Raw genomic sequence first — 12,455 nt, forward strand, 5'->3', positions numbered from 1 at the left:
CTTCTCGTGCTGGGTGCGCTGGGATGACACTCGCGCGATGAGAGAACTCTCATGACGGGTTCATCGAGGTCCCACGGGCGCGTTCCACCCTGTACGGAATGACCCCGATCTCCCCCTCGCCCCGCGCTCGTGACCTGAACCTGTTGCTCGGTGAGTCCGCGAGGGACCTCGTGGGCACCGTCGTCGAGGCCACCGCCGAGGGCGTCGCCGACTCGGTGCGACCGACGTCGGTGACCGTGCGGCCCTCGGGAGACACGCTCGTGCGCTACGCCGTCGCCGTCCGCCGGCGCGACCCCCCGATCGTCCGCGAGACGCTCGTCGCCGCGACCGGAGGGCTCGTGCCCGAGGGTGCCGCGGTCGTGGCGGGTGACGTCCACGGCGAGTCCGTCGAGGTCGGTCTGTGGCGCTGGCCGCACGACCCGGCCCTGCCCGCGCTCGCCCGCGCCGTCGACGGTGAGGGTGTGCGTGCGGTGCTGGCGCGGGCCGGTGTGCCGTCGGCGCGGTCGGCGAGCGTCGCCGTGCAGACCTACCGGCCCGGGCGGCGCGCGGTGCTGGCCATCACGACCGGGTCCGAGCGGCTGTTCGCCAAAGTGGTCCCGCCGGGGGAACTGGCGGGCCTGCGCGAGCGCCACGAGCTGCTCGCGGATCACCTCCCGGTTCCCCGGCTGCTGGCCACCACCGACGACGGGCTCGCGCTCATGCCCGCCCTGCGCGGAACGTCGGGCCGGACCGCCCTGCGGCAGGGGCAGCCGATGCCCGACGCGGCGGCGCTGGAGGCGCTGCTCGATCGCCTCCCCGGCGACCTCGTCGCGATGGGGAAGACGTCCGATCACCGTCGGCGGGCTCGGCACTACGGGGCCGTGCTCGCGCTCACCGCGGGCAACGACGGCGTGCGGGCGACCGAGATCGCCGACCGGATCGCCGACGCCGACGTCGGGGAGTATCCCGTCGTCGCCGTGCACGGCGACTTCTACGAGCACCAGCTCCTCCTCGACCACGGGACCGTGACGGGGTTGCTCGACGTCGACACGGCCGGGCCGGGACGACGGATCGACGACTGGGCGAACCTCCTGGCGCATCTCGCGATCACCGACACGCCGCACGCTCGCTCCTGGGCCGACCACGTCCTGCACCACGTGCGGGAACGCGTCGACGTCGCCCATCTGCGGCCCCGGGTCGCCTCGGCGGTGCTGGGTCTCGCCACGGGGCCGTTCCGCACCCAGCGCAGCGACTGGCGCGAGCGCACCCGTCGGCGCATCGCCCTGGCCGAAGAGTGGCTCACCGGTTCATGAGAAGCCCCTCATCCGGCTCTCCGGATCTTCTCACCGCCGTTCGCGAATCTGGATCACGTCAGAGACGAACACCTCCACGAGGAAGGGACAACACCATGGCTGCACGTCCGAACTGGAAGATCCTGACCGTCGGCGCCGCGCTGGCGGGCCTGGGAATCACCGGCACCGGCATCGCGATGGCCGACGGCAACGGTGACGACGCCGCGCGCGTCCAGCCGATCGAGGTCACCGCGGCACCGTCGCAGGCCGCGGACGCGGCTCCGGCACCGAACGCGGGCGACGCCGAGGGCAAGACCGGGGCGGCCGATCAGGACAGCCCCGACAACACGCCCGACGACAACTCGCCCGACGACAACTCGCCCGACAACACGCCCGACGACAACTCGCCGGACAACACCCCGGACGACGGCAGTGCCGACGACACTGCCGACGACACTGCCGACGACGACACCCCGGACAACGGCTGACCTGCCTCGCCCCGCCTGCCGGACTCACCTCCCGCGAACCCGGCAGGCGGGCTCAGTCGCGGTCCTCCAACCGGTAGCCCATGCCCCGCACCGTGGTGATCCGGTCGCTGCCGAGCTTGCGTCGCAGATACCGCACGTACACGTCGACCACGTTGGAGCCGGGGTCGAAGTCGTAGCCCCAGACCTGGCTGAGCAGCTGCTCGCGCGAGAGCACCTGGCCGGGATGGCGCAGGAACGTCTCGGCGAGCGCGAACTCGCGGGCCGACAGGTCCACCGTCTCGGTCCCCACGTGCGCCCGTCGGGTCCGGAGGTCCAGTTGCAACCCGCCGTACGACAACACGGTCGGCTCGCTGGCGCGGTCGGACACCAGCCGCAGCCGGACCCGTGCGAGCAGCTCCTCGAACCGGAACGGCTTGGGCATGTAGTCGTCGGCGCCGCCTTCCAGACCCGCGACGGTGTCCTGCACCGAGTCCCGCGCCGTCAGGATGATCACCGGGATGGCACAGCGCTCCGACCGGAGCTTGCGCAGCACGGTGAACCCGTCCATCCCCGGCAACCCGATGTCGAGCACCATCAGGTCGAACGACCCGGTGAGCGCGTACTCGTACGCGGCCGGGCCGTCCTCGACGACGGTGACCGCGAATCCGTTGGCCGTCAGGCCCTTGTTGACGAACGCGGCGATTCGGGGCTCGTCCTCCGCGACCAGGATGCGGCTCATCGTCCTCCCTCCGTGTGCCTGCCGGGGTGCGGCGGCGCCGCCACCACGGGCACCTCGACCGTGAACATGGCTCCCTGCCCGGGTTCGCTGTCCAGCGTCACCCGGCCCCCGTGGGCGGCGGCGATGGCCCGCACGATCGACAGGCCCAGCCCCGCGCCCTCGGACCGGCGGCCCGAGCCGCCGCGCGCGAACCGCTCGAAGATCCGTTCGCGGTCCTCCGCCGAGACTCCGGGTCCGGAATCCTTCACGCTGAACCGCACCATCCCGCCGCTGCTGTGGGACGAGAACGCGATGCGCCCACCCACCTCGGTGTGGCGGGCGGCGTTGTCCGCGAGCGCGACGACCGCCTGGGTGATGCGCTGCGGGTCCAGCACCGCCTCGGTGTCGGCGACGTGGTCGAGCACCCACTCACGCTCACCGAGGCCGGTGATCTTGTCGAAGACGGACGACGTGAGCGCGGCGACGTCCACGGGCTCCGCGCGCAGGAACTCCGGCTGCTCCGATTTCGCGAGCAGCAGCAGGTCCGACACCATGCGGTTCATCCGCATCAGCTCGTCCTCCACGAGCGCGAGCGTGCCCGCCACGTCGTCGGGGTCGCTGGTGTCGAGCACCTCCAGATGTCCCCGCACGATGGTGATCGGGGTGCGCAGCTCGTGCCCGGCGTCGTCGACGAACCGGCGCTGCACGGCGACGGCGTTCTCCACGCGGTCGAGCATCGCGTTGACCGTGTCGACGAGCTCGCCGATCTCGTCACCGGGACGACGGGAGGCTTGGGGGATGCGCCGGGAGAGGTCGGTGTCGGTGATCGATCGGGCCGTCGCCGTGATGTCCCGCAACGGCCTCAGGATCCGCCCCGCGACCACCCAGGCGCCCGCGGCGACGAGGAGGATCGTGGCCGCACCGGCTCCGGCCATCAGGCGGGCGATGTCGTTGACGTCCTCGCGCTCCTGGTCGGCGAAGTAGGCGGCGACGATCACGCCCCGGCGAGGGTCCTGCGCGAGGCTCACCGGCACCGCGATGTAGCGCACCTCACCGGCCGCGCTCTCGTAGAACCCCTCCTTCGGCCGATCGACGGTCGCCACCAGGTCGGTGAAGGCCCGATCGTTGGCCAGCAACACCGGCGCCTGCTGGCGGCTCTGGTAGGCGAACGTGCCGTCGATGTAGCCGAGGAACTTCTCGTTGGGTCGCGCGAGGTTGTAGGTGATCGCGACTTCGAGCACCTGGTCCACCCCGGAGAAGGCCTGCCCCGTGGACGGGTCGATTCCGCTCTGGGTGAGGTTGGTGAACTCCTCGATCTCACTGCGGAGCGCTTCGTCCATGCGCGCGTCGACGTCGTCCACCGACAACCGCCACGTCACGAGTGTCAGGACGGCCAGTGCCACGAACACCAGCAGCAGCATCCAGGCGATGATCCGGGCCCGCGCGGTGGACAGCGCGCGACGTCGGGGCGCGGAGGCGGGCTCGGCCTGACGCCGCCGCGAACGGGAGAGCGTCATCAGTCGTCGTCCGCGTCGTCATCGTCGTCGTCATCATCGTCGTCGTCGCCGAAGTCGTCACGATCGTCGACGTCGTCCAGCGCAGGCGGCGGAGCCACCATGCCGTCGTCATCGTCATCGTCATCATCGTCATCGTCGTCGGCGTCGTCCTCGTCGTCGCCAGGAGCCGGAGACGGGGACGTCGACGCCTCACCGCCGGGCGGCACTTCGGGAGTACTGACGGTGATCGGCTGGGGCAGCGGCGGCGGGGGCTCGGACCGCGTCAACAGCAACACCACCGCGAGCACCGCACCGACCGCGAGCAGGGCCGACCCGATGACCAGCGGACGTTTCACGCGGCCGATTCTAGGTTCGGCCACATGGAACAGTCGTGAGACGACGATGAGAGCCCTCTCATCCGGCGACGTCAGGCCCGGGTGGCGACGAACACGAACTCCCGTCCCGGCCGGTCGGGCGCGTCACGCACGTCGTCGACGCGGTAGCCGGTCGCGCGCAGCGACTCCTCCACCTCGGCCCGCTCCCGGAACCGGAGGGTGGAGTCGGACGTGAGCGTCGTGCCGTCGGCGTCAAGCACATAGGTCCAGCGAAACGACACCAGCGGCTCGGCCACGTCGAGCACCTCGCACCAGGAGCGCACCCCGCCCACTCCGGGCACGTGGGCCTGGTCAAGCGTGCGCTCCGGTGTCCAGTTCTCCCAGGCCCGGCGAGCGGGGTCGCGCGTCTCGAAGACCAACCGTCCACCGGGCCGCAGCGCCGCGTGGATGGCGAGAAGCGTCTCGCGCCACGCATCCTCGGTCAGGAACACCTGCGCCACGTTCGCCGTCATCGTCGCGAGGTCGGCGTCGACCCGCGGCACGGTGGTGGCGTCGCCGAGCAGCCACCGCACCCGGTCGGCGAACGGTTTGGCCGCCGCGACCTTCAACGAGGCCGCCGCCGGATCGACGCCGACGACCTCGTGACCGCGCTCGGCGAGCAGACACGCGAACGTCCCCGTGCCGCATCCGACGTCCAGGACCCGGCGGGCGCCGAACTCCTCGACCATGGCGAGGTACGGCTCCAGATCGCTCCGATCGGGGTCGAGCGGGTCGTAGAGCGGGGCGAGCCGCGGGTCCGCGTAGAGGGCGTCGGGCATGCGGCGACGCTAACGCGGCACGGCAGCCCGCGGCGATCGGTTTTCCGGCAGCCCGCACTTGACGACCTACAACCGAGTGGTTGTACGATCGAGGGGTGACCGGGATCGACGACGACGAGGACAGGGCCGACGCCCTCTTCCACGCACTCGCCGACCGGACCCGCCGCGACATCATGCGCAGGGTGCTGGCCGGAGAACATTCGGTCTCGGCACTCGCGGCGAAGTACGACATGAGCTTCGCCGCGGTGCAGAAGCACGTCGCCGTCCTGGAGAAGGCGGGGCTGCTCGTCAAGCGGCGCAGCGGCCGCGAGCAGCTGGCCAGCGGCGACGTGGCGGCGGTGCGATCGGTGGCGTCCATGCTCACCGAGTTGGAGCAGATCTGGCGTGGCCGCATCGCACGCATCGACGAACTGATCGCATCCGAGACCACGACAGGCCTCAACGAGGAGGACTAGCACGATGCCCGTTATCGACACCCAGCACGACCTGGACACCCGGACCCTCACCATCACCGCCGAGTTCGACGCGCCCGTGCAGCGGATCTGGCGGATCTACGCCGACCCGCGTCAGCTCGAGAAGATCTGGGGTCCGCCGACCTACCCGGCCACCGTCGTCGAGCACGACCTCACCCCCGGCGGACGGGTGCACTACTTCATGACCAGCCCGGAGGGCGAGAAGTTCGCCGGGTACTGGAAGGTCACGGCCGTCGACGAACCGCGCAGCTTCTCGTTCGAGGACGGATTCGCCGACCTGGACTTCAACCCGAACCCGGACCTGCCTGTCTCCCGCAACGTCTACACGTTCACCGAGCACGAGGGCCGCACGCGCGTCACCTACGTGTCCACCTTCGAAACCGCCGAAGGACTGCAGAAGGTGCTCGAGATGGGCATCGTCGAGGGCGCGACCGGCGCGATCAACCAGATCGACGAGCTGCTCACCTCGTAAGACACCGCAGGATCGACGGGACACGACCGGCCGTACGGCGCGGGCCGTGCCCCGTCGATTGATCGGCCGCGTGGGTCGCACCTCTATCGTGTGCGGGGAGGTGACGACCGATGTCGCTGCATGGGTCCACGCTCGCCGGGGGCAGGCGCCATTCGATCGGTCTGCGTTCGGACGGCACGGTCGTCGCCACCGGAGACGGTTTCGCCGGCGAGTGCGACGTCCTCGCGTGGCAGAACGTCGTCGCGGTCGCCGCCGGGAACGTCCACGCGGCACGGAACACCGGCAAGTCCCACACCGTCGGGCTGCGCGCCGACGGCACCGTGGTGGCGACGGGCTGGAACGGCCATGGACAGTGCGAGGTGGACGACTGGCGAGAGATCGTCGCCATCGCGTGCTCTACGCGCACTTCGAGAACAAGCAGGCCGTCTTCGACGCAGCCATGGCCCGATACGGACCACAGAACTCGACAGGTGCGGTCAACGCCGTCGCCCCCGCCCTGGCCGAGACCGACCCCCCTCGATTCCTCACCGAGCTGGTGGGCGCCTTCCTCGAAGACTGGGACCGTGAAGAAGCACGATTGTTGATCAGCCTCGTGACACGGGACGGGCTGTTGCACAGCGACGCACTCCGCGCCCCCTTGACCGGCATGCGTGACTATGCCGTCGACCTGTTCGCCAGGTGGCTCGCTGCCGAGCGGATACCTCGGCACCTCGGCCCGGCCGAGAGGCTCGCGTTCTCCTTCACCGGCCCGATCGGCCTCGCGCGGGTGTTGCACCTCCACGCGGAGGCAAGCCCAGAGGAACGAGCCCAGGCACGCGCCGACGTCCTGCGACACGTCGAGTTCTTCACCGAAGTCGTCTTCCACGCCGAGAGCGAGCGGTACACAGGAGAGCCAAGGCCGCAGCCTTGATCGTCATCCCGCCGCAAGGAGTCCGAGCGTCACTCGCGGCCTCCCGGCGAGGGAACCGGAACGCGCCTACACGTTGAAGCAGAACTCCACCGGTTCCCGAGGCCCCGCAACGTCGGGGCGCGTCCATCCGGCGAGGCGCGTCGCAGCGTCGGCGTAACCGAGCGATCCGGTCGAGACCCCGATGACCAGGTCGTAGGCCTCGTCCTCCGGCGCGTCCAGGTCGACTCCGTTGAGTCCGTAGAACGTGAACGTGGCCATCCAACCCAGCCGCTTGTTGCCGTCGACCAACGGCTGGTTCCGGACGATCGACTCCAGGAGCACGGCGGCCTTCTCGTGCACCGTCGGATAGGCGTCCTGCGCCATCACCGACGACTTCGGTCGATGGGCCGCCGAGTCGAGCAGACCGACGTCTCGAACCTCCAGCACACCCAGGTCGCCCGCGAGAACCAGCAGATCCTCCAGGGTGAGGTACTCGACTCTCACTGAGCGAGCCGGTCGAGCAGCGCGGCATAGCGAGCGCGGCCTTCTCGCGACAGCGCACGTACCCGGTCGTCGCGAACACGCCGGGCCGCGGCCTCGGTGATCGCACGCGCGACCGCCTCCTGCTTGCTGACGCCTTCCGCTTCGGCGAGCAGGGCGAGGGCCCGCTCCTGTTCTTCGGTCAACCGCAGTGTCATCGCCACAGCCGCGATGATACCGCCTTGGTATCAAGCGGTGAGCGAGGATGTCGGTGCCGGTCGCGGCCGGGGCGCCCGGCTTCAGCGCACCAATCGGGCACATACGAACCTGTGGCCACAGTACGATCCGACGCCCCCCTACCCGCCACGCCGACTCGACTAGAGTCTCCCCATGTCGGTCTCCAAAAACACCATCGTCGCCGTTGCCGCCGATGGTGTCGGGGTGGTTTCCGTTTGCCTCGGCGGTTTCCTCACCGTCGCACCACACGTGGGTGGGCGACGACTCGGCCTGTCGGACACAGACAGCAAACGTAGACGTGCGCTGGGCGCCGCCGACCTCGTCCTCGGCATCGCGATCATCGCCAGTCGGTCGTCACCTCGTCGGTGGCGTGCCGTGGCGGCACGAGCCCTGTTCCACCTGCTGTTCGCGCGCGAGTACATGCGAAGCCATCGCCGACATAACGCCGTCGCGATGTGCGGACTATTCGTCCTCGACGCGGGGATCGCCGTCGGGCTCCGCCAAGAGCGTCATTCGGTCTGAGCAGACCGCCGGGTGCTGGCCAATGCATGCACGCCACGTTGAACCGGAACCCGACTACACGTTGAAGCGGAACTCCACCACGTCGCCGTCCTCCATGACGTAGTCCTTGCCCTCCATGCGGACCTTGCCCGCACTGCGGGCCGCCGCCATCGACCCGGCCTCCACCAGGTCGTCGAAGGACACGACCTCGGCCTTGATGAAGCCGCGCTCGAAGTCCGTGTGGATCACACCCGCCGCCTGGGGCGCCGTCGCACCCTTCGGGATCGTCCACGCGCGGGCCTCCTTCGGCCCGGCGGTGAGGTAGGTCTGCAGGCCGAGGGTGTGGAACCCGGCGCGCGCGAGCGCGTGCAGACCCGGCTCCTGCTGGCCGACCGACTCCAGCAACTCCCGGACGGCTTCCTCGTCGTCCAACTCCAGCAGCTCGGACTCGACCTTCGCGTCGAGGAACACGGCGTCGGCCGGCTCCACCAGCTTGGCGAGCTCCGCCCGGCGCGCCTCGTCGGTGAGCACCGGCTCGTCGGCGTTGAACACGTACAGGAACGGCTTGGCCGTGAGCAGGCTCAGCTCACGCAGGCCGTCGAGATCCACCTCGTCCTGCGCCGAGAAGAGGGTTCGACCGGAGTCGAGGATCGCCTTCGCGCGCTGCGCATTCTCGAACTCGGGCCGCTTCTCCTTCTTGGTGCGCGCCTCCTTCTCCAGGCGCACCAGAGCCTTGTCGAGCGTCTGAAGGTCGGCGAGGATCAGCTCGGTGTTGATCGTCTCGATGTCCGACAACGGGTCGACCCGACCGTCGACGTGAGTCACGTCCGGGTCGTCGAAGACCCGGATGACCTGGCAGATCGCGTTGGCCTCGCGAATGTTGGCAAGGAACTTGTTGCCCAGGCCCGCGCCTTCCGAGGCGCCCTTCACGATCCCCGCGATGTCGACGAACGACACGGTGGCCGGGACCGTCTTGGCCGAGCCGAAGATCTCGGCCAGCTTGTCCAGCCGCGGGTCCGGCAACGGCACCACGCCGACGTTCGGCTCGATCGTCGCGAACGGATAGTTCGCCGACAACACGTCGTTGCGGGTCAGCGCGTTGAAAAGGGTGGACTTGCCGACGTTGGGCAGGCCGACGATGCCAAGGGTCAGACTCACGACTCGCCAGTGTACGGGTCCGGTTCGCGGCGCGGGTCAGCCGTCGTCGTCCCGGTCGTCTCCGCTGTCGTCGCCGCCACCGTCGTCGCCCTCGCCGCCCTGGCCGTCCTCGTCGTCACCGACGTCGTTGCCCGGGCCGTTGTCCTCCTGCTGCTGTTGTTCCTGCTGCTGTTCCGGCTGGTAGCCGCCGCCGTCCCGGGTGTCGTCACACGCGGTGGCGGCGAAGCCGGAGGCGGCCACGGCGGCCAGCACCGCCGTACCGGCCAGCATTCTGCGGAGCGGACGTCGACGCGTGCCTTGTGTCATGTTCTCGACCGTAGGCGCGCGAACGTCACCATGCATGCCGGCCACCGTGTCCGATTTCCGCCAGTGGCCACCCGGGCACGGTGGCACCATCGCACTATGACCCAGGTCGAGGCGCTGTGTTCCGGTCTCTGGCGCGACACGGAACGCTGCTACCGCGCCGTGAGCTCGCGCGACGCGCGGTTCGACGGCCAGTTCGTGACGGCCGTGCGCACGACACGGATCTACTGCAGGCCGTCCTGCCCCGCCCTGACCCCGAAACCGCAGAACGTCGAGTTCTTCCCGACCGCGGCCGCGGCCCAGTCTCGGGGTTACCGCGCGTGCAAGCGCTGCCTACCGGACGCGGTGCCCGGCTCCCCCGAGTGGGACGTGCGCGCCGACCTCGCCGCGCGCGCCATGCGCCTCATCGCCGAGGGCACGGTCGAACGCGAAGGCGTGTCCGGGCTCTCCCGCAGACTCGGGTACTCGGAACGGCATCTCGGTCGCGTCCTGGGTGCCGAACTCGGCGCGGGCCCGCTCGCACTCGCCCGCGCCCACCGCTCCCACTCGGCCCGGGTTCTGATCGAGATGTCGGACCTCCCGATCACCGACGTCGCCTTCGCGTCCGGTTTCTCCAGCGTCCGGCAGTTCAACGACACGATCCGCGAGGTGTTCGCCGCCACTCCGTCCGAGCTCAGAGCGAGCGCGGTGCGCCGCGGACATCACCGGTCGCAGACGGGGGATACAGCCCCGACCACCGGCGTCCGGTTGTGCCTGCGGCTGCCGTTCCGCCCGCCGTTCGACGCCTCCGGCGTCCTCGAATACCTGGCAGTCCGCGCGGTTCCCGGCGTCGAGAGCGCGAACGCCCGCGACCACGAGTACCGCAGGACATTCCGGCTCCCCCACGGCCCGGCGGTCGTGCGCGTGCTGCCGCAGCCGACGCATGTCGAATGCGTCGTCAGGCTCACCGACGTCCGCGATCTCGCCACGGCCGTCTCGCGGGTCCGTCGGCTCTGGGACCTCAATGCCGATCCCCAGGCCGTACTGGACTGCCTCTCGCGCGATCCCGTGCTGGAGCCGTGGGTCGCCAAGGCGCCGGGCATTCGCGTGCCGGGTGCGGTCGACGGTGCGGAGATCGTACTGCGCGCCATGCTCGGGCAGCAGGTGTCAGTCGCCGCGGCCCGCACGGCGACCACGCGCCTCGCCGCCGAGCTCGGCGAACCGGTGGCGATCGCCTCACCCGACGACCCGGCTCGGCTGTTCCCGTCCCCGGCAGCGGTGGCGGACCACGCGGGCGACGTGCTCACCGGTCCCCGGCGGCGTATCGCCGCGATCCGCGAGGTCGCCGCCTCACTCGCCTCCGGCGACCTCGACGTCCACATCGGGCGTGACGCGGACGAACTCCGGCACGACCTGCTCTCCCTGCCAGGCATCGGCCCCTGGACGGCCGACTACGTTCTGCTGCGCCTGCTCGGCCGGACCGACCTGCTGCTCGACACCGATCGCGCACTCCAGCGCGGAGCCCAGGTGGTGGGCCTCGACCGCGCCCGGCTGAGCGACCACGCCCGACGGTGGAGGCCGTGGCGCTCGTACGCGGGCATGTATCTCTGGCTCGCGAGCAACGCGCCGAGCCCCGCCATGACGAGGAAGGAAGACCCATGACAGCTTACTGGTCCACACAGGACACTCCGATCGGCGCGTTCACCGCCGTGGTCGACGCTGACGGGGCCGTGTTGGCCTCCGGCTGGACCGCAGACGCCACGGAGCTGGCGAGCCTCGTCGCCGCGCCCCTCCGGCCCGGCGACCTGAAACACCACACCGACCTGGGCGCGGTGACCAAGGCCGTCCGCCGATACCACGACGGCGAACTCGACGCCGTCGACGAGGTCGCCGTCCGGCAGCGATCCGGCGCTTTCCTGCAACACGCGTGGGATGTGCTTCGCACCGTGCCCGCGGGACGACCTGTGACGTACTCCGAGTTCGCGGCTCTCGCCGGTCGCCCCGCCGCGATCCGTGCAGCAGCGTCGGCGTGCGCGCGCAACGCCGCCGCGTTGTTCGTGCCGTGCCACCGCGTGTTGCGCACCGGTGGCGCGCTGGGAGGCTTCCGGTGGGGGCTGGACGTGAAACGCTGGCTGCTGACTCACGAATCAGCCTCCGGCCACGAGTTCTGACCCCGTACGCGACTTCCGCACCCGCAGCCGTGTGGGAATCCGCTGCCGGAGTTCGTCCACGTGGGACACAAGACCGACGACCCGGCCACCGGCGCGGAGCTCGTCGAGCACGCCCATCACCACGTCCAGCGTCTCGTTGTCGAGCGTTCCGAAACCCTCGTCGACGAAGAGCGTGTCGAGCAGCGCACCACCGGTCTCGGCCGCGACCACGTCGGCCAACCCCAGGGCGAGCGACAGCGAGGCGATGAACGACTCCCCACCCGAGAGCGTCTTGGAGGAGCGGACCTGTCCCGAGTAGTCGTCGAGTACGTCGAGACCGAGGCCGTGTCCACCGCGCGTCCGCACCCGATCCTCCTGGTCCGAGTGCACGAACGAGTAGCGTCCCTGACTCATCGAACGCAGTCGCGCGGTGGCGGCCACGGCCACCTCCTCCAACCGCGCCGCGAGAACGTACGACCGCAATGACATCCGCCGGCTGTTCTGCCCCTGGCCGTTGAACACGTCCGTCAGAGCAGTCAGCTCGGCGAACTCCTGTTCCGCCGGTTCGAGTTCGGCGAGCGCGGTGCCCAGCTCACGCAACAGGCTTCGCACGTCCTCGGCCGTGCGTTCGCTGGCCCGCAGCGTGGCGACCGCGGCCTCCGCCCGCTCGCGCGCCTCGCGCTCCGCCGCCTCGGCCGACGCGACGTC

Annotated in this window: 17 protein-coding genes and 1 pseudogene; 9 read left to right on the forward strand and 9 right to left on the reverse strand. The window is 70.3% G+C overall.

The genetic code is table 11. The features are described 5' to 3' along the window. The first annotated feature begins 98 nt into the window (after positions 1 to 98). Complete coding sequence (locus tag SACAZDRAFT_RS09020) at positions 99 to 1,292, forward strand: protein kinase family protein (protein WP_005440841.1); 1,194 nt, start codon at positions 99 to 101, stop codon at positions 1,290 to 1,292. Between the two features lie 95 nt (positions 1,293 to 1,387). Then, entirely contained in the window at positions 1,388 to 1,759 is a 372-nt protein-coding gene (locus tag SACAZDRAFT_RS22745) for a hypothetical protein (protein ID WP_005440842.1), read from the forward strand. Between the two features lie 52 nt (positions 1,760 to 1,811). Here SACAZDRAFT_RS22745 and SACAZDRAFT_RS09030 read toward each other — a convergent pair whose 3' ends face one another. From SACAZDRAFT_RS09030 to SACAZDRAFT_RS09045, 4 genes are all read right to left on the reverse strand, one after another. After that, positions 1,812 to 2,477 carry a response regulator transcription factor gene (locus SACAZDRAFT_RS09030; RefSeq protein ID WP_005440843.1) on the reverse strand — a complete coding sequence of 222 codons (666 nt, stop codon included), beginning with the start codon at positions 2,475 to 2,477 and terminating at the stop codon, positions 1,812 to 1,814. Next, complete coding sequence (locus SACAZDRAFT_RS09035; protein WP_005440844.1) at positions 2,474 to 3,973, reverse strand: sensor histidine kinase; 1,500 nt, start codon at positions 3,971 to 3,973, stop codon at positions 2,474 to 2,476. The genes SACAZDRAFT_RS09030 and SACAZDRAFT_RS09035 overlap by 4 nt, the downstream gene beginning before the upstream one ends. After that, a complete protein-coding gene (locus tag SACAZDRAFT_RS09040; RefSeq protein ID WP_005447907.1) occupies positions 3,973 to 4,308 on the reverse strand; it encodes a hypothetical protein in 336 nt (111 codons plus the stop codon). Before SACAZDRAFT_RS09040 ends, SACAZDRAFT_RS09035 begins: the two co-directional genes overlap by 1 nt. 71 nt (positions 4,309 to 4,379) lie before the next feature. Next, entirely contained in the window at positions 4,380 to 5,105 is a 726-nt protein-coding gene (locus SACAZDRAFT_RS09045; protein WP_005440846.1) for a class I SAM-dependent methyltransferase, read from the reverse strand. A gap of 95 nt (positions 5,106 to 5,200) precedes the next feature. On the opposite strand from SACAZDRAFT_RS09045, the gene SACAZDRAFT_RS09050 reads away from it, so the two are divergent. The 4 genes and pseudogenes from SACAZDRAFT_RS09050 (at position 5,201) to SACAZDRAFT_RS09060 (ending at position 6,960) form a co-directional block, all read left to right on the forward strand. Beyond that, positions 5,201 to 5,560: an ArsR/SmtB family transcription factor gene (locus tag SACAZDRAFT_RS09050; RefSeq protein WP_005440848.1), complete on the forward strand. Its 360-nt coding sequence runs from the start codon at positions 5,201 to 5,203 to the stop codon at positions 5,558 to 5,560. A 4-nt stretch (positions 5,561 to 5,564) separates the two neighbouring features. Continuing rightward, positions 5,565 to 6,050, forward strand: a complete 486-nt coding sequence (locus SACAZDRAFT_RS09055) for an SRPBCC family protein (protein WP_005440854.1) — start codon at positions 5,565 to 5,567, stop codon at positions 6,048 to 6,050. 110 nt (positions 6,051 to 6,160) lie between these two features. After that, positions 6,161 to 6,370 (forward strand): annotated as a pseudogene (locus SACAZDRAFT_RS22440) (chromosome condensation regulator); the annotation flags it as partial. Between the two features lie 71 nt (positions 6,371 to 6,441). Continuing rightward, positions 6,442 to 6,960, forward strand: coding sequence for a hypothetical protein (locus SACAZDRAFT_RS09060; RefSeq protein ID WP_005440858.1), 519 nt, complete (start codon positions 6,442 to 6,444; stop codon positions 6,958 to 6,960). Between the two features lie 66 nt (positions 6,961 to 7,026). Here SACAZDRAFT_RS09060 and SACAZDRAFT_RS09065 read toward each other — a convergent pair whose 3' ends face one another. Then, positions 7,027 to 7,443, reverse strand: coding sequence for a type II toxin-antitoxin system death-on-curing family toxin (locus tag SACAZDRAFT_RS09065; RefSeq protein ID WP_005440860.1), 417 nt, complete (start codon positions 7,441 to 7,443; stop codon positions 7,027 to 7,029). After that, positions 7,440 to 7,643 carry a ribbon-helix-helix protein, CopG family gene (locus SACAZDRAFT_RS09070; protein WP_005440862.1) on the reverse strand — a complete coding sequence of 68 codons (204 nt, stop codon included), beginning with the start codon at positions 7,641 to 7,643 and terminating at the stop codon, positions 7,440 to 7,442. Before SACAZDRAFT_RS09070 ends, SACAZDRAFT_RS09065 begins: the two co-directional genes overlap by 4 nt. 166 nt (positions 7,644 to 7,809) lie before the next feature. Between SACAZDRAFT_RS09070 and SACAZDRAFT_RS09075 the strand changes: the two genes are divergently transcribed. Then, positions 7,810 to 8,178, forward strand: coding sequence for a hypothetical protein (locus SACAZDRAFT_RS09075; protein WP_005440864.1), 369 nt, complete (start codon positions 7,810 to 7,812; stop codon positions 8,176 to 8,178). A gap of 54 nt (positions 8,179 to 8,232) precedes the next feature. Here SACAZDRAFT_RS09075 and ychF read toward each other — a convergent pair whose 3' ends face one another. Both ychF and SACAZDRAFT_RS09085 read right to left on the reverse strand, forming a co-directional pair. Continuing rightward, a complete protein-coding gene (ychF, locus tag SACAZDRAFT_RS09080) occupies positions 8,233 to 9,315 on the reverse strand; it encodes a redox-regulated ATPase YchF (protein ID WP_005440866.1) in 1,083 nt (360 codons plus the stop codon). Positions 9,316 to 9,351: 36 nt separating this feature from the next. Beyond that, the gene (locus tag SACAZDRAFT_RS09085; RefSeq protein WP_232286392.1) at positions 9,352 to 9,621 is read right to left on the reverse strand and encodes a hypothetical protein; all 270 of its coding nucleotides are present in this window, start codon (positions 9,619 to 9,621) and stop codon (positions 9,352 to 9,354) included. Between the two features lie 96 nt (positions 9,622 to 9,717). Here SACAZDRAFT_RS09085 and SACAZDRAFT_RS09090 point away from each other — a divergent pair, with 96 nt between their 5' ends. Beyond that, entirely contained in the window at positions 9,718 to 11,259 is a 1,542-nt protein-coding gene (locus tag SACAZDRAFT_RS09090; protein WP_005440869.1) for an AlkA N-terminal domain-containing protein, read from the forward strand. Beyond that, positions 11,256 to 11,768, forward strand: a complete 513-nt coding sequence (locus SACAZDRAFT_RS09095; RefSeq protein WP_005440870.1) for a methylated-DNA--[protein]-cysteine S-methyltransferase — start codon at positions 11,256 to 11,258, stop codon at positions 11,766 to 11,768. The genes SACAZDRAFT_RS09090 and SACAZDRAFT_RS09095 overlap by 4 nt, the downstream gene beginning before the upstream one ends. On the opposite strand, the gene SACAZDRAFT_RS23745 is transcribed toward SACAZDRAFT_RS09095, so the two are convergent. Next, a partial coding sequence (locus SACAZDRAFT_RS23745) for an SbcC/MukB-like Walker B domain-containing protein (RefSeq protein ID WP_005440871.1) occupies positions 11,745 to 12,455 on the reverse strand: 711 nt, incomplete at its 5' end. The genes SACAZDRAFT_RS09095 and SACAZDRAFT_RS23745 overlap by 24 nt on opposite strands.

The sequence above is a fragment of the Saccharomonospora azurea NA-128 genome, from assembly GCF_000231055.2.
GTDB lineage: Bacteria > Actinomycetota > Actinomycetes > Mycobacteriales > Pseudonocardiaceae > Saccharomonospora > Saccharomonospora azurea.